The organism is Streptococcus sp. SK643, from assembly GCF_000259505.1.
Classification (GTDB): Bacteria; Bacillota; Bacilli; order Lactobacillales; family Streptococcaceae; genus Streptococcus.
The window spans coordinates 22,176-36,866 of the sequence record NZ_AJMM01000031.1 but is presented as its reverse complement, the minus strand read 5'-3'; the positions used below and the strand labels follow the sequence as shown (position 1 = coordinate 36,866).

General features: G+C 37.3%; 13 protein-coding genes. 1 reads left to right on the top strand and 12 read right to left on the bottom strand.

What is annotated here, in order from left to right; all coding sequences use genetic code 11:
• Window positions 1–9 precede the first annotated feature (9 nt).
• From HMPREF1117_RS10870 to HMPREF1117_RS10840, 7 genes are all read right to left on the bottom strand, one after another.
• Window positions 10–573, bottom strand: coding sequence for an HAD family hydrolase (locus HMPREF1117_RS10870; RefSeq protein WP_025171618.1), 564 nt, complete (start codon window positions 571–573; stop codon window positions 10–12).
• Window positions 574–655: 82 nt separating this feature from the next.
• Complete coding sequence (locus tag HMPREF1117_RS10865; protein WP_000477375.1) at window positions 656–1,210, bottom strand: DJ-1 family glyoxalase III; 555 nt, start codon at window positions 1,208–1,210, stop codon at window positions 656–658.
• A 10-nt stretch (window positions 1,211–1,220) separates the two neighbouring features.
• Window positions 1,221–2,444, bottom strand: a complete 1,224-nt coding sequence (locus HMPREF1117_RS10860; protein ID WP_000830669.1) for an FtsW/RodA/SpoVE family cell cycle protein — start codon at window positions 2,442–2,444, stop codon at window positions 1,221–1,223.
• Window positions 2,445–2,480: 36 nt separating this feature from the next.
• Window positions 2,481–4,931 carry a bifunctional DnaQ family exonuclease/ATP-dependent helicase gene (locus HMPREF1117_RS10855; RefSeq protein ID WP_000859109.1) on the bottom strand — a complete coding sequence of 817 codons (2,451 nt, stop codon included), beginning with the start codon at window positions 4,929–4,931 and terminating at the stop codon, window positions 2,481–2,483.
• 197 nt (window positions 4,932–5,128) lie between these two features.
• A complete protein-coding gene (locus tag HMPREF1117_RS10850) occupies window positions 5,129–6,058 on the bottom strand; it encodes a peptidase U32 family protein (protein ID WP_000411187.1) in 930 nt (309 codons plus the stop codon).
• Between the two features lie 123 nt (window positions 6,059–6,181).
• Window positions 6,182–6,856, bottom strand: a complete 675-nt coding sequence (locus HMPREF1117_RS10845) for an ABC transporter ATP-binding protein (RefSeq protein WP_000209228.1) — start codon at window positions 6,854–6,856, stop codon at window positions 6,182–6,184.
• 13 nt (window positions 6,857–6,869) lie between these two features.
• A complete protein-coding gene (locus tag HMPREF1117_RS10840; protein WP_000280290.1) occupies window positions 6,870–7,925 on the bottom strand; it encodes an ABC transporter permease in 1,056 nt (351 codons plus the stop codon).
• Between the two features lie 368 nt (window positions 7,926–8,293).
• On the opposite strand from HMPREF1117_RS10840, the gene HMPREF1117_RS10835 reads away from it, so the two are divergent.
• Window positions 8,294–8,581 (top strand): DUF3270 domain-containing protein, encoded by a 288-nt coding sequence (locus tag HMPREF1117_RS10835; protein ID WP_001145232.1) that lies wholly within the window; start codon window positions 8,294–8,296, stop codon window positions 8,579–8,581.
• Between the two features lie 31 nt (window positions 8,582–8,612).
• Here the strand turns inward: HMPREF1117_RS10835 and HMPREF1117_RS10830 are convergent, their stop codons facing one another.
• The 5 genes from HMPREF1117_RS10830 to HMPREF1117_RS10810 form a co-directional block, all read right to left on the bottom strand.
• Window positions 8,613–9,947: a sensor histidine kinase gene (locus tag HMPREF1117_RS10830; RefSeq protein WP_007557509.1), complete on the bottom strand. Its 1,335-nt coding sequence runs from the start codon at window positions 9,945–9,947 to the stop codon at window positions 8,613–8,615.
• On the bottom strand, window positions 9,937–10,611 hold the full coding sequence (ciaR, locus tag HMPREF1117_RS10825) for a two-component system response regulator CiaR (protein WP_000590629.1): 675 nt from the start codon (window positions 10,609–10,611) through the stop codon (window positions 9,937–9,939). The genes HMPREF1117_RS10830 and ciaR overlap by 11 nt, the downstream gene beginning before the upstream one ends.
• 107 nt (window positions 10,612–10,718) lie before the next feature.
• Complete coding sequence (locus HMPREF1117_RS10820) at window positions 10,719–13,265, bottom strand: M1 family metallopeptidase (protein ID WP_001149130.1); 2,547 nt, start codon at window positions 13,263–13,265, stop codon at window positions 10,719–10,721.
• A 121-nt stretch (window positions 13,266–13,386) separates the two neighbouring features.
• Window positions 13,387–13,827, bottom strand: a complete 441-nt coding sequence (locus HMPREF1117_RS10815; protein ID WP_000188810.1) for an ASCH domain-containing protein — start codon at window positions 13,825–13,827, stop codon at window positions 13,387–13,389.
• Complete coding sequence (locus HMPREF1117_RS10810) at window positions 13,824–14,672, bottom strand: putative PEP-binding protein (RefSeq protein WP_007557504.1); 849 nt, start codon at window positions 14,670–14,672, stop codon at window positions 13,824–13,826. Before HMPREF1117_RS10810 ends, HMPREF1117_RS10815 begins: the two co-directional genes overlap by 4 nt.
• Between the last annotated feature and the right edge of the window lie 19 nt (window positions 14,673–14,691).

Sequence of the window (14,691 nt, the reverse complement as noted above, 5' to 3'; positions counted from 1 at the left end):
TCCTTTTTCTTACATGTCTAATTCTTGTCTCAACTTTTCAATACTTTCAAATAAATGAGTATCTAAACCAGCTGCCTGTCCTGCTTCTACGTCGATTGGTCGATCTCCGATGACAAGACCAGAATTAATGTTATATTTATCCTTCAAATAAAGCATGGACTCAGGATTAGGTTTTCTCTCAAATCCTGAACTAGATGTCACTACTTCTGTAAAGTAACTAGCGATATTTGTTTTCTCCAAAATTTCCACCACTTGATCATCTCTATGGGAAATCAAAAAATGACGGCCACCTTGTCGTGAAATATCCTCCAACAAAACTGACACACCATCAAACAAGATAGGATGTTCTAGCTCTCTTGCCTCATTTTCCTTATATTTCTCTAAAAAACTCTCTAAATTGGGAGCAAATGTTACAATTGCAAAGTCAGTAGAAATTTTTAAAGCTTGATACACACTATCATGATCTTGGACAATTCCATACTCTGCTAATGTTTCTACAAAAGCAGCTGTAGACGTCTCATAATTATCCAGTAACGTTCCACCTAAATCCCATATGTAATCGTGATATTTCATAGCTTTCATTATACCATTTTTTTGCTAAAAAAGCGATGATTTCCCTGTCATTTCCACACAAAAAAGCGAGAAAATTCTCGCTTTACTGATTTTTTTCAAAAACATCTCGATAGAGCATTCCTTCTCTCAAACTTGCAGAATCACCACCGAGTTGATCCACTAACTCATAAGCAAAGGCAAGTGCTGTAGCTGGTCCACGACTAGTTATTAAGTGGCCATCTACATGAACGGTTTTCTTAATATATTTTCCATCACTTATCTGTTCTTGAACACCATCATAGCAAGTAAATTGCTTATTTTTTAGAACGCCTGCTTGGTGAAGGGCAATCGGTGCAGCACAAATAGCTGCTATTTTCTTCCCTGCTTGTTCAAATGATTGAATTTCAGAAATCAGGGCATTATTATCACGTAAATGAACTGACCCTGGCATACCTCCAGGTAAAACAAGCAAATCATAATCTGATAAATCTCCATCAAAGACAAGATCAGCTTTCACTTGAATGGCATGTGACCCTGTAACCTGTTCCTTAAAACCAACCATATCACAGTCAATATTTGCTCGACGTAAGACATCCACAACTGTTAGAGCTTCAATTTCTTCAAAACCATCTGCTAGTACAACTGCAACTTTAAACATAATAGACACCTCATTTTATTTGTTTTAGGATAATTTTTTTTCTTCTAGATGGTACTCTTCCATTTATTTCTTCTGTAATGGTTAACTGATAACTCATTGAAAGTAGTAAACCAACACCAATTAGATTACTAATAATTGCAGAGCCACCTTGTGAAATAAAGGGAAGTGGTATTCCTGTCAAAGGGAGTAAGCCTGTCACGGCACCAATATTTTCAAAAATGTGGAAAAGCAACATCATGATAAAACCTGTTGAAATATATGTATAAAACTGGTTATTTGATTTTAGAGTAATTTTCAACATACGATAAATCAAAAGTAGATACAAAACGATGACAAAAACCGATCCTATAAAACCAAAATCCTCTGCTATAACAGTAAAAATCATATCACTTTCTCTAACTGGGATTAGCAGATTAGAAGCATTAAAGCCCTGACCAAACAAACCACCACTACCAATAGCAATCTGACCTTGAGCCTGTTGATAAGTTGTAGTTTGAGCAAAATCAAAAGGATTAAGCCACGCTAGGATACGATTTATTTGATAGGTCGGCATACCTATTTGATAGAGAAAGGCTCTTCCATCCTTATTTATAAAAATTGCAAGAAATCCTGCAATTCCTGTCACAGCTGTTACAAATACTGGAATAATTATTTTCCACGAAACACCAGATATCAGAACCATTCCTGAAAAAATCGCTACAAACACCAGTGCTGTCCCCAGGTCACTTTGTAAAGCTAGGAGAACTAAAACAGGAATAGTAAAAGCAATCATCCAAACAATCAATAAGAAATCCAAAGGAATGCTTCTCCTCCAATCCTTATGCTTTTGGGTGAATTGTACAACAAGACGTGACAATATGAGAATATAAGATATCTTCATAAATTCAGATGGTTGAAATAAAGTAATTCCATTAAATGAAACCCAGTTTTTAGCACCCGTTGATGCAACTAAGTTGGGGTTATAAAATACTAACGGGAGCACCATCAATCCCAATCCAAAAATATATAACAAAGGAGTTACTTTCCACAGAAATTCTGTGTTAAATAGCATGACTACAAAGCTAATTACAAGACCAAGAGCAATCCAGGCAACTTGTTGTCCTAAAATCGGCAAAATGTTATTTGGATAATCATGACTTACAGCTATATAAATAGCTACCACACCAATTACCAGTAGAAAAAAAACTGGCAAGAGTAAACTATAATCGACTCGGGAGTCGAGAGAACGTTTCATATACAATAACCTTATACTTTCATACTATAATTTTTGTTAAAATTCATTTAAAAAATCCTGAATAGCCTTCTTTATTTCAGATTTAGCAAGAGTCTTAATAGTTGCTTCTTTTGATAAAGAAGTCACTATTTGTTTCGCATAGCGTTTTCCAACCATTCTGTTATCTAAGATGAGCGTTAAAGCACGTTGGTGTTCTAGTCTCATACTTCTTCCTAGAGCCTGCTTCAAACGAATAATAGCCATAGGAAGCTGATAATCATAAAAAGGATTCTTCCCCTCTTGGCTAAGTTCCTGATTGATTTTTTTTGTTAAGGGTTCCTGAGGATTTTGAAAAGGCAATCTTGGTACAATTTGAATGACAAAAGGATGAGTAGAAAAATCAACTCCTTCCCAGAAACTAGTTGCACCGAGAAGAATTTTCTGCTCCCCTTTTTCAAAACGTTTCTTAAGTTGATGAACATCTCCGTTTTTATATTGAGCTAGATGGTTGACAGGCAATTTATCAGAAACTGACAATAAGAGATCTTTAGCAGTAAATAGCACCAAAATCGGTTGCTGAAGGGTTTGTATCTCCAACAACAAACTAACAATCTCATTGGCATACTCTTCTAAAGAAGTTTCTGTCACCAACGGAAAGTCTTTAACAAGAACAACCTCTTGATCTTGTTTTTTACTGGCATCAATCTTAACAAATCTTGCTTCAGGGTAGCCTAATAAGGTAGACAAAGAGACTCTCTTGCTAATTTCTAGCGTCGCCGAGACCCCCAATATTTGGCAAGATTCAGGTAGTAAAGACGATAAAAGAATACGACCTGATTTAGAAGAAGAAATTTGAACTTTTTTTTGACTACCTTCACTAAATTCTAACCAATAATCACAATCAGACGTAAAAAATCGAGTAAGCTCCTCAAAACTTTCCACTCTGATTTCAGAAAAATACAGTTGCAAATTCGAAAGTGAGTCAAACATGTTTTTTCTAGACTTGCCTGATTGAAATTGTTCAATCAAGTAAATACACTCAAAACGAATACTTTCTAGCAAACGCTGTTGAACCTTGGTCTGCTCTTCCTGTAATGCTGAATCAATTATATCAACAATATACTGAAGATCATAGGTCTGTTGAAGCAGATTTTCTAAAGTCAGTAAAATCTTTTGCACTTCATCAATCAGTAGCAATCGATTGGCCACAAAATCAGGATCATCTTCTAGTCTAGTTACAAGATAGGCATGATTGGTTATGATCAACTGACATCTTTTCGCTTTCTCCTGACTTCTCTTCCAAAAATCTTCTGATGAAAATAAACTTTTAGATGATAGGTACCCATCATGACGTATTTCTTTTAGGAAATGTTGGTAACGATAAAGTTGCCCAATTTCATCAAAATCTCCAGTCTCTGTCTCTGTAAGCCAGACTAAAAGTTGCATTTTAAATCGGGAAAATAGTCTATTTTCATCTTTTCTTTGTAAGGATTGATAAAACGCGTCCAATTTCAGATAATTATGAGGTCCCTTTAAAGAATGACTATCAATATGAAATACTTCTTTAAGACGATTTCCTTCTTGTTCCATAATTTGATTCTGGAGAATCTTTGTAGGCACACTAAGAACAATTTGACGCTGATCAACTTTTGACAAAGCTGGTAATAGATAGCCATATGTTTTGCCAATACCAGTTGGAGCTTGAATAAGAGATACCCTTTCATTCTCCAAGAGTTTATCAACCTCTTTTGCAAAGGTTTCTTGGGTTTCTCTCAGTTCCAAATCCAACAGAGAAATATTTTTAGAAAAATCTTGAGAGAGCTTTCTTGACTCCAAATATGCTGAAGGTCTCTTAAAATAAATACCTTGTACTTCAACTAAATCTGAGGAATCTATGAGAGATTGATTTTGAAAAATTTCCTCAATAACAAGGTAAGATTCATACAATAATGCATCAGAAAGGCTAAGCAAGCGTTCCAAAAGGACTTTGGGCAATTGCGATATCTTTTTCCGAAGTAAAAGAAGTAACTCTGCCGTAGCCTGAGCATCTGAGAGAGCAGTATGAGCGTGTTTTAAAGAAATCCCTAATTCTCGACACAAAAAAGATAAGCTGTATTTTTCTAATTTTGGGAAAAATACTTGAGCTAATTCAACAGTATCAACTCTTGGAGTTCTCAATTCATAGCCTTCGAAAAAGAGATGTTCAGCTAAAAGATTGGCATCAAACTGCACATTGTGAGCTACAAAAATTCCATTCTCAACCAAATTAAAAATGTCTCTAGCTACTTGCGAAAAATCAGGGGCTTGTGCTAAACGTTGATCTGTCAATCCAGTTAAATCTTTAATATGAGAATCCAATAGTTCATGCGGATTTACATCTGTCGTATACTGATCAACGATTTTCCCGTCCTCAATTACAACAATTCCCACTTGGATAATTTTAGCTTTACTGCCGGTGCTTGTTGCCTCTAAATCAACAACTACATAGCGATTACTGGTCGTTTTCATTATAAAAAATTATACCAAAAAAAGGCCGATTTAGCACTCGGAAAATCGGGAAATTTTCACCATTAAAATCAGTTTTTGACTTCACAATTCTTCTATTTAAAGCAAAGAAAACCTAATATTACCTTTATTATTTCAATAAAAAGAAAAAATTGAGAGAAGAAATCATAAATCTTGCTTCTCTCAATTATGATTATAGTTTATTTTACCATATCCGGATCGTAATCATAAAATCCTGTATCAAGGAAACGATTTTTAGGGTGCAATTTACGAACTTCTTCATCTAGCAAGAAAGCCTGGTCATGGCTGAAGTTACCTTCTTGAATCAAACTACGAGCTTGAATAAAGAGTTTAGCAATCTCAACAAAGTTCTGACCTGGTGTATAGAGGCCTTCTAACTTCCAGTGGGTAAAACCATGTTCTACCAACTCTGTTAATTTAGTCATCAAGTCAAGGTCATTATTTGCAAAGATATGAGTCCCATGATTGTCCTCAAAGATAGAATAATGACTCTCTGGATCACTTGGCTCAGCTAAAAAGAGATCACGTTGACGTGTCTTTTCATCATCAATGTGAGTAAAGTTGTAGTAGTTTTGTAAAAGGGGGCGCTTTGAATGGTGAATAACACTAGCACCATAAACCAAGACCTCAGCTGGGATTTCCAAAATTTCTGGCATCTTAAAGAGCTCTGCAGATGGGATTTCACGTGCCAAAACGGCTTCAGATGCTCCAGCCTTTTGGTGCCAAAAATTAATCTGACGACTGCTGGTTACCATAGTTGAGGCATCATAGATAGTCTTAAATGAATAGCCATCACGGTTAACCACATAAAAGACACCAGCATCCCCTATTGTGATAAAGTCTGTCTTAATTTCTTCTAAGAAATCAAGGAAAGGCTTGAGACTATCCATCATGCTTTGGTGCATAAGGGCATTGACCGCAACAATCAATTCCTTATCCGCATCATGAACCAGAGTAGCGATTTCACGCAATTGGTCATAACTAAAGGTTGCTGGGAGACGAAGACCAAAATCTTTCTCGCCGACATAGATACGATCTACACCAGCTTCGAGCAGTTGTTTAACTTGTTCAATACTTTCAGCAGTTGCTGTAATAATAATCTTTTCCATAAGGAAAATTATACCATATTTCCGCAAATTCATCTATGAATACAAGTTGTTTTAAAAAGAGAATCTAATTTAGTCACTAAAAAAGTGAACTGATTCTACACAGTCCACTCTTTCATTAGTTATCTACTTTTTTTCAGTAAGGTGTCCATCGTTCATCACATAAACACGGTCCACCTTATCTAGAAGACGAGTATCGTGCGTAATCATCACTACTCCTCTACCTTGCTCGTGTGCAATAGATGCTAGCATATTTGTTACTTGATAGGCACGCTCTGTATCAAGACTAGCTGTTGGCTCATCTGCAAGTACAATGCTTGGATTATTGTAAAGAGCTCTAGCAATAGCTGCACGTTGATGTTCTCCACCAGATAAAGCTTTGGGGTATTGATTTTGAACCTTTTCCAAATCCAACAAATCAAATAATTCTTGTCGATCACTTCTCTGATTTTTATCCTTGTCTAATCGGTCTATTAAATCTAACTGTTCCTTAACTGTTAAAAAAGGAATCAGATTCGATGCCTGAAGGATAAACCCAAATTCTTTAAAACGCAAAGTTGTTTTTTCTTTTTCAGATAGATTTCCCGTCTCTTTTCCCTTCACTAAAATGTTTCCACTAGATGCAGCTTGCAATTGCCCTAGAGTTGTTAGAAAGGTCGTTTTGCCAGAACCTGAAGGTCCGACGATAGCAACAAATTCTCCTGCCTGTAATTTAAAATTTGTCTCATGTAGGGCTGTAACTTTCATCTTACCCTCTCCGTAACTTTTCGTTACTTGAATCATTTCAATCAATGTTGTCATATTCTCCCCCTTATCATTCTGCAATGGCTGTGATAGGATCTACTTTAAGTAAGCGTGGGAGAGAAATAACTCCACCAAACAGTGCCATCAAGCAAATCACTATACTAAGAGCGGAGTAGGCTAACCAACTTGTATAGAAAAAGAAGGTCCCTGGTAAGACTAAAATCACTCCCCCAATAGCCAGTAATGCTAAGCCAATCCCCATGCCAGCTAAAAGGAAGATTTGACAGAAGAGAGACCATACAATGGTTTTAATCTGAATTCCTTGGGCTCGCATAATCCCATAAAGACCTAGCTTTTGAATCGTAATAATATAGATGAAAATTCCTACAATAAGTCCGGTGATAATCATCATAGCCAGAATCATCCCTAAAAACACATTCACTTGAGGCGTGTATCCAGGAATTTTTGAAATCATTCCTTGGATAGTGATTTGTTTTAAATTATCACCACTTACATCCATATCATTTTTTAGAACCAAGCTAGAGATAGAACGATTTGAATTGATAGTACCTTGTAAAGTCCAATAAGTTGTCAAACTCGTAAAGACAACAGGTTCTGTAAAAAACTTATTTCCTATAGTAAGCCCAACGATTTTATAACTAGTATCACTTCCATTCAACTGGATAGCATCTCCCAGTTTAATGCCATAGTTTTCTAAGGAGTGATCTACAACAACTTCATCATCCTTTTCAGGGTAGTTACCTTGAACCAACTCTGGTGAGATAAAACTATCCCACTTTTGTCCAAAAACAGATACATTAACCTTCTCACTACTATCAACCAAATTTGTCACCGCAAACATATATCCTAGAGGGGCAGCATCGTCCGACACCTTATCTTGATAGTCTTTTTCTGGAATAAAGGAAGCAGTTAAATTATCATTGGCATAGTCAGACAGAACTACTCCACTCGCCTGCCAATTATCTATGGCAGCTCGGTTATTTCGAACAAGTCCCAATGCTAAACTGGTCATAAAAAAGACCATAAAAGTAATCAGAAAAATCGTTGTTAAAATCAAACTATAGCGCAGTTTGTTTTGTAACATTTCTTTAATAGCAAGATACATGCTAAACCCCTTTAACTATTCAACTAATGGCACTAGTCTAAAACAAACTTTAGAAAAAAACCATAACTAGATGAATTCAAAATAACTCTCACATCTTTAATTAGATAAAGCAATCACTAGAATCTATTACTTACAATATGGGTATTCAAGCAATCTTAAAATCGATAACTTTAACTTTTGATCATATTCACAAATTTTAATAATTATAAAAAATTATAAGGGTATACTCATGCTATCACTTTATAACCGGAGTGTCAAAAATTTTAACTTTAAAGGTGAAAAGAGACTTTATTAGTTTTGTAACCTTTCTGTAATAAATATATGCCGAAAAAATGATAAAATAGATAGGTACTGTTAAGGAGAGAATCATGCCCGTAAGAAAATTACAATCATATGAGGTAGAGTATCAAGATGAATTAAAGGAACAAGGCCCTCGCTATCAAGATTATGCGCCTGAAGTTCAAGATGATGCCAATCTCAATGAAATTCTTTTTTTTGTAAATATCGCTGTTTTTTGCATTTGCATAGCTATCTTTAGTTTTCTATTTTTAGCATTAAATCTATCAACTGCTCTTGCTTTCACTGCAGCTATCGTGTCTAGTTTATTTATTTTAAAACTTCAACGTTCTGTTATCAAACGAAAATTTAAGAAATAGAAAAATCTCGCCCATCTGGAGCGAGATTTTTCTATTTTTTCTTCTTAGATGGTGTCTGTATAGCTACCTTTACTTCAAATATTGTTCCTCTAGGTTTGTTATCTTTAACGGTAATGGTTCCTTTTAAAGCATCTACTATTTGCTTGGCTAAAGAGAGCCCTAAACCAAATCCACCTTTTTGACGGGTTCTGGCCTTATCTACACGATAAAATCGATCAAAAATTTTCTTTTTATCATCTACTGAAATTCCTACCCCATTATCTGATACCATTAAGGAAAGGTGTCTATCCGTTGCTGAAATAACAAATTCAATCTCACCGTCTTCTTCTGTATACTTGATGGCATTATCAAATAAAATAGTCATCAATTGTTTTAAAAGAAGTGGGTCGGTAACAATGGTACGATGGACACGATTTTCAAATCGAAAAATCTTCTCATTTTCTGAAGCAATCATCTCATAGTTTGTAAAGGTTGTATTGAAAAAACTAGTGGGAACTTCGGCAAGGTCAGGTTTTATCCCGTCGTCTCTCCTAGCCAGATTTAGTAAATTAGTGGTTAAAAATCGCATATTTCTCACTTCTTCTAGACTAGAAGCGATACTTTCACTAACATCCATAATAGTTGCTTCTGGCTTACGAAAAAGAGTCTCCAAGCGATTTTGTAAAACGGCTAAGGGAGTTCGAAGTTCATGGCTTGCATTCTCCACAAAAGATTGTTGTTTTTGCATACTCTCTAACAAGGGACGTACACTCACTCTTGCAAGATAAAGACTGGCTATTAAAGATAACATCCAAAAACTCGCCATAACAATGACAATTAGTTGCTCATGCTTTTGACTTGCCTGCTCCAACTGACTGGTATTAATCAAGACAGCCGCATACTTGATATTGGTTGAAACCGAACTAATATTCGTTTCCATCAAAATCATGCGATAAATTTCTTCTTGTCCATAGCTATTAAAAACTTGAATCTGATAGATATGTCCTAGTTCTTTCTTCTCTAACTTAATCTTATCCAATCCCAAAAATCGGTTTCCAGAAAGGAGCTGGGTAAAATTTTTATCAAAAAGAATGACTTCTGTATTGGAACTAACATTCGGTTTAGTCTCTGCCTTACTTGCATCTACCTTAGCATTCTCTAAGTCTTTTATTTCCTCTGTCGCTCTGTTTAATGCCAACTGAATCACTGCTTGAGGGTTTTCACTAAGACCATGAAGCTTATCATCCACCGAAGTATATAGACTCGAATGCATAACCTGTAAAATAATCAAGGTCATGGTCGAAAAAATCAAGGTAAATATTCCGAAGTTTCGTATAAAATAACTAAAGTCATCTGCGTACCACGTTTTTTTTATCTTATTGAACATCTTTTAAAATATACCCAACACTGCGCAAGGTCTGTAAATTCTCTGCAAAGGTAGTTCCCTTTAATTTCTTACGGACTTTTGAAACATAAACTTCGACAACAGAAATAGTCGTGTCACTATCAAATCCCCATAGACGATCAAAAATCTGAGTCTTAGGCAAAATAACATTTTGATTTTGAAGGAAATAAACCAGTAAATCAAACTCTTTTCCCAATAATTCGACTGGAGTATCTTCTACTTTCACTGTATTTGTCGATAGATTAACAACAAGATTTCCATAAGACAAGGTATTTTCATTAAATTTGCCTGAACGTTTTAGAAGGGCTTGAATCCGCATTTTGAGTTCTTCAAGATAGAAAGGCTTGGTTAGATAATCATCTGCTCCTAGTTCAAATCCATGTCCCTTATCATCCAAACTTTCCTTGGCAGTCATGATTAAAACTGGTGTCGTAATTCCCTTTTCACGCAATTCTTTCAAGACTTGGAAGCCATTTTTTTCTGGCAACATCAAATCGAGCAAAATCAAGTCATACACGCCACTCTCAGCTTCGTAGAGACCTTCTTCCCCATCAAATACCTGCATGACATCCGCAAAATCGTCTAAAAAGTCAAATACTGAATTTGACAGGCCTAGGTCATCCTCAACCAATAAGATTTTTATCATGAGAAACTCCTCCTTATTAAAACCATTATACCAAATTTGCCTTAAAAAAAACTCAACTCTCTGCATTTTACATTAGATAGCTGAGTTTTTTATGATTTTACGAATGTTTACGCTTTACCATATTGAAGAACGACTGATTCCACTGCAGCTTTTTCACGATTAATCAAGTCAACACGCGCTGCAATTTCTTTGATTCCCATACCAATATTACGGCTTAGAGCAAGGTCAGAAAGTTGCGGTTCAAAGAATTCTTTGTATTCCGCCAAGCGTTGCTGAGTCTTAAATACATGCGCAGGAAGGATAACAAAGCTATCAAAGCTCATATCTCCTCCAAGAGCTGCCTTAATCCAAGCCCAGTTTTCACGGGCCCAAGACCAAGCTGTTTCCTGAGTTACTTGGTGAGCTAGGAATTGGTAATACCAAGCAGACAAGTCCTGTGGTTTGACCACAAATTTGTCCTTCCAAGAAGCAATCAAGGTTTGGATATTGTCCGCATCTGTACTGTAGGCAAGAGCTGCTGCCAGCTGACGTTTAAAGACAGCATCTGTTGCGTGAGTATAAGTATCAAGATAAAGTGCTAACAAGTCTTTAGTCTCATGATGTTTCATCTCATTGATCAGAACTTGTGAGCGAATAGCTGCTGGAAGTCCTGCAAGATTCTCCTTGTGAACCGCGAAGATTTGGCTAGCGACTTGACTAGCTTCTTCATCATTTGAGCGAATCATCATAGAAATGGCTAACTGACGAACCAATTCATCCTCATCTGATTCTCCGTCTTTAGCTTCAAAACCAAGACGGTCATAGTTATGACGAGCCAATTTAGCAACTAGTGCTTTGAAGGCTGTTTCAGCTTCTGTTCCTTCATCGATAAAGCGCTCAAGGGCAAAAATTACTTCAGAAACAGCTGAAACGACAAGGTAAGACTCTTCCTTGGCAAGTTTATCAAGAACTGGGAGCAAGTCAGCATAAGAAATGTGCCCAGCCTCAGCAAGCAAACGACGTTCTTGGACGATTTGCAATTTGCTTGTGTTATCAAGATCAACTAGGTCAGCAAGAACAGCATCTAACAAGTCTCCTTGATAGTCTGTAATGTAGTGGGCTGTATTTTCTGTGTTGAGGCGAAGTGCTGTTTTGTTTTCAGCAAGAAGAGCTGCGTAACCAGGGATTTCGATGCTTTCAGTTTCAAGTGTATCAGGCAAGCCTTTCCAGTTGCTGTTGAGTGGCACCACCCAGAGACGGTTCTTATCTTCGTGCTCACCGATAAAGAATTGTTTTTGTGAAATCTTCAATACATCATTTTCAACTTTGACAGTAAGAACTGGGTAACCAGGCTGTTCCAACCAAGAATCCATGAAGGCTGCGACATCACGTCCTGACGCTTGACCAAGGGCATCCCAAAGGTCACTACCAATGGTGTTGCTGTATTGGTGTTTTTCAAAGTAAGCGTGCAAACCTTTAGCAAAATCAGCATCTCCTAGCCAACGGCGAAGCATGTGCATGAGACGGCTTCCTTTGGCATAGACGATAGCGCCGTCAAAGAGTGTATTAATTTCATCTGGATGTTTAACTTCGACGTGGACAGACTGAACGCCATCAGTAGCGTCACGTTCAAGAGCAAGAGGTACTCCACCTGTTTGGAAATCTTCAAAGATATTCCAGCTTGGTTCAATGGCATCCACACAGACGTACTCCATCATGTTCGCAAAGCTTTCATTAAGCCAAAGGTCATCCCACCATTTCATAGTAACGAGATTTCCAAACCATTGGTGAGCCAATTCATGTGCCACAACAAGGGCAACTTGTTGACGGCTAGCAAATGTTGAGTTCTCATCCACAACCAAGTAAACTTCACGGTAGGTCACAAGACCCCAGTTTTCCATAGCACCAGCCGAGAAGTCAGGGAGGGCGATATGAAGAGATTGAGGGATTGGGTACTTGACTCCGTAGTAATCTTCGTAAAACTCGATGGAGCGAACAGCGATATCTAGTGAGAAATCAAGATTTGATAGTGGATGAGCTTTGGTTGAGTAAACACCTACGAGGGTACCGTTTTTAGTTTTAGCTGTCACACCTTGCAAATCACCCGCAACAAAGGCTAACAAGTAAGAAGACATGCGAGGTGTTGTCTCAAACTTCCAAATACCTGTTTCCTTACGGTTTTCAACTTCAATCTCTGGCATGTTAGACAAGGCCAATTCACCTTCTGCTTGATCAAAACGTAGAGCAAGATCAAAAGTTGCTTTGGCTTCTGGCTCATCCACACATGGGAAGGCTTCACGCGCAAAATGGCTCTCGAATTGTGTTGACAAGACTTCCTTCTTGACACCATCAACTGTGTAGTATGAAGGATAAATCCCTGTCATGTTATCTGTGATTTTACCAGAAAAGGCAAGAAGCAATTCAACTTGACCAGCCTCAGCCAATTCGATATGAAGAGCTTCATTGTCATGGTCAACTGTGAATGGACGAGCTTCCCCTGCAACTTCTACAGAAGCGATTTCCAAGTCTTTTTGGTGAAGGGAAATACGGTCACTCTGTGCTTGACCAGTGATGGTCACCTTCCCTGAAAACGTCTTGGTCTCACGACTCAAGTCTAAAAATAAATCATAATGTTCAGGAACAAATTGCTGAATAAAATGTTCAACTGCTTGCATAGTTTTCTCCTATCTAAGTTTAAGAGCTAGGGCTCTTCTTCAAACAAACTTATTATATCATTTTTTGCTTAAGAAAAAAGGATTGGACGGTGATTTCCAAAACTTTCTTCCGTCTAACAGTCTACAGTGGGTAGACCTTGCGAAATTCTTCTAAAACAACCTTGCTTTCAGGTGTAAAAGTCAGCCCAGCCTCCCTCATCCACTCGGTGAAAAAGTCCTCATGAACCTGACGCCAATAGGCTAGGGATTTGTCTCCCTCCCCTTCCTTGAAGGCATGATCAGCTGACACTTGATTAAAGGGCTGAACGGAAACCCTTGTAATTTCGACAATACAGACAGCCTGATCTTGCCCATCTAAAATGATGTCAAACGTCCCTTCTTGTGGCAGGGGTTCGTTATCAACTGCATAAAGATCATAAGCTGATGCGGTCGCTGTCTTTGAGCCTTTTAAAACCAAATCTGCCAAGAAATCGGCTTCCTCTCCAAAAGCCCAGGCATCTATCTCATCTCCAATTGAGGGGTTGATTTGCTTGTAGGCATTCCACATTTCTTGAGGTGTCATGGGTTGCTCCTTTGTAATTTTTTACTCTCTTCTTTTACACGTTTGAGGTGGTCTGGATGGTCAATCTCTAAATTAAAAATCTCTAGAATAGAACTGTAGTGAATAATGCACTTGATACCCAACTGATTCATTTTTTGTATGAAAGAATCATTCAGATAGCCTGCTACAGCAAAGTCAATCTTTTTCATCCTTGCTTTATCCTGCATATCTCTTAGCATATCTAACATTATTGGACTTTCCATATCATGCCATTGACTGTTTCTCACAGTCGCAAAAACAAAAGAAGTCAAATCATTCATTCCAACTACAATCTTTGAAATACCAGCTTCCAGTATGCTGTCTAAGTCAAAATATGCTGACGGTAATTCAATCATCGTGGCAATTTTCCCAGTAAAACCTTGATGACGCAATACTCTAATAGCTTGCTTTAACTGCTCAGCGTCATTGACAAAAGGAAAGATAACAGATAGATTGGGATTGTTTTGATAAACTTCTGTAACGACATGTGCTTCAGCCTGAAATTCATCCAGACACGCCAGCAAACGCCTAATTCCTCTATATCCAAATAAGGGATGATTTTCATCAAAATACTCTTTAGTCCCCTTTAGACAATTAGCTTCTGTATTCGTTAATTCAGTAAAACGATACCAAACTTCTTCATCTGAGTACAGGGAGCAGATAGTCTCTAGATAATCTTTTACAAATTGCTGACAACTTGCTAATATGATGTTTTGATTAAGCTCTCTCAACAAATATTCCCCACGAATCATACCAACATGATGAAATAGTTGTGGGTAAACTTTTTCATCAAGTTTTTCGCCACTAAGGGCAAGTTGGTTTCTCATCATTCACCTTCCAATTCAT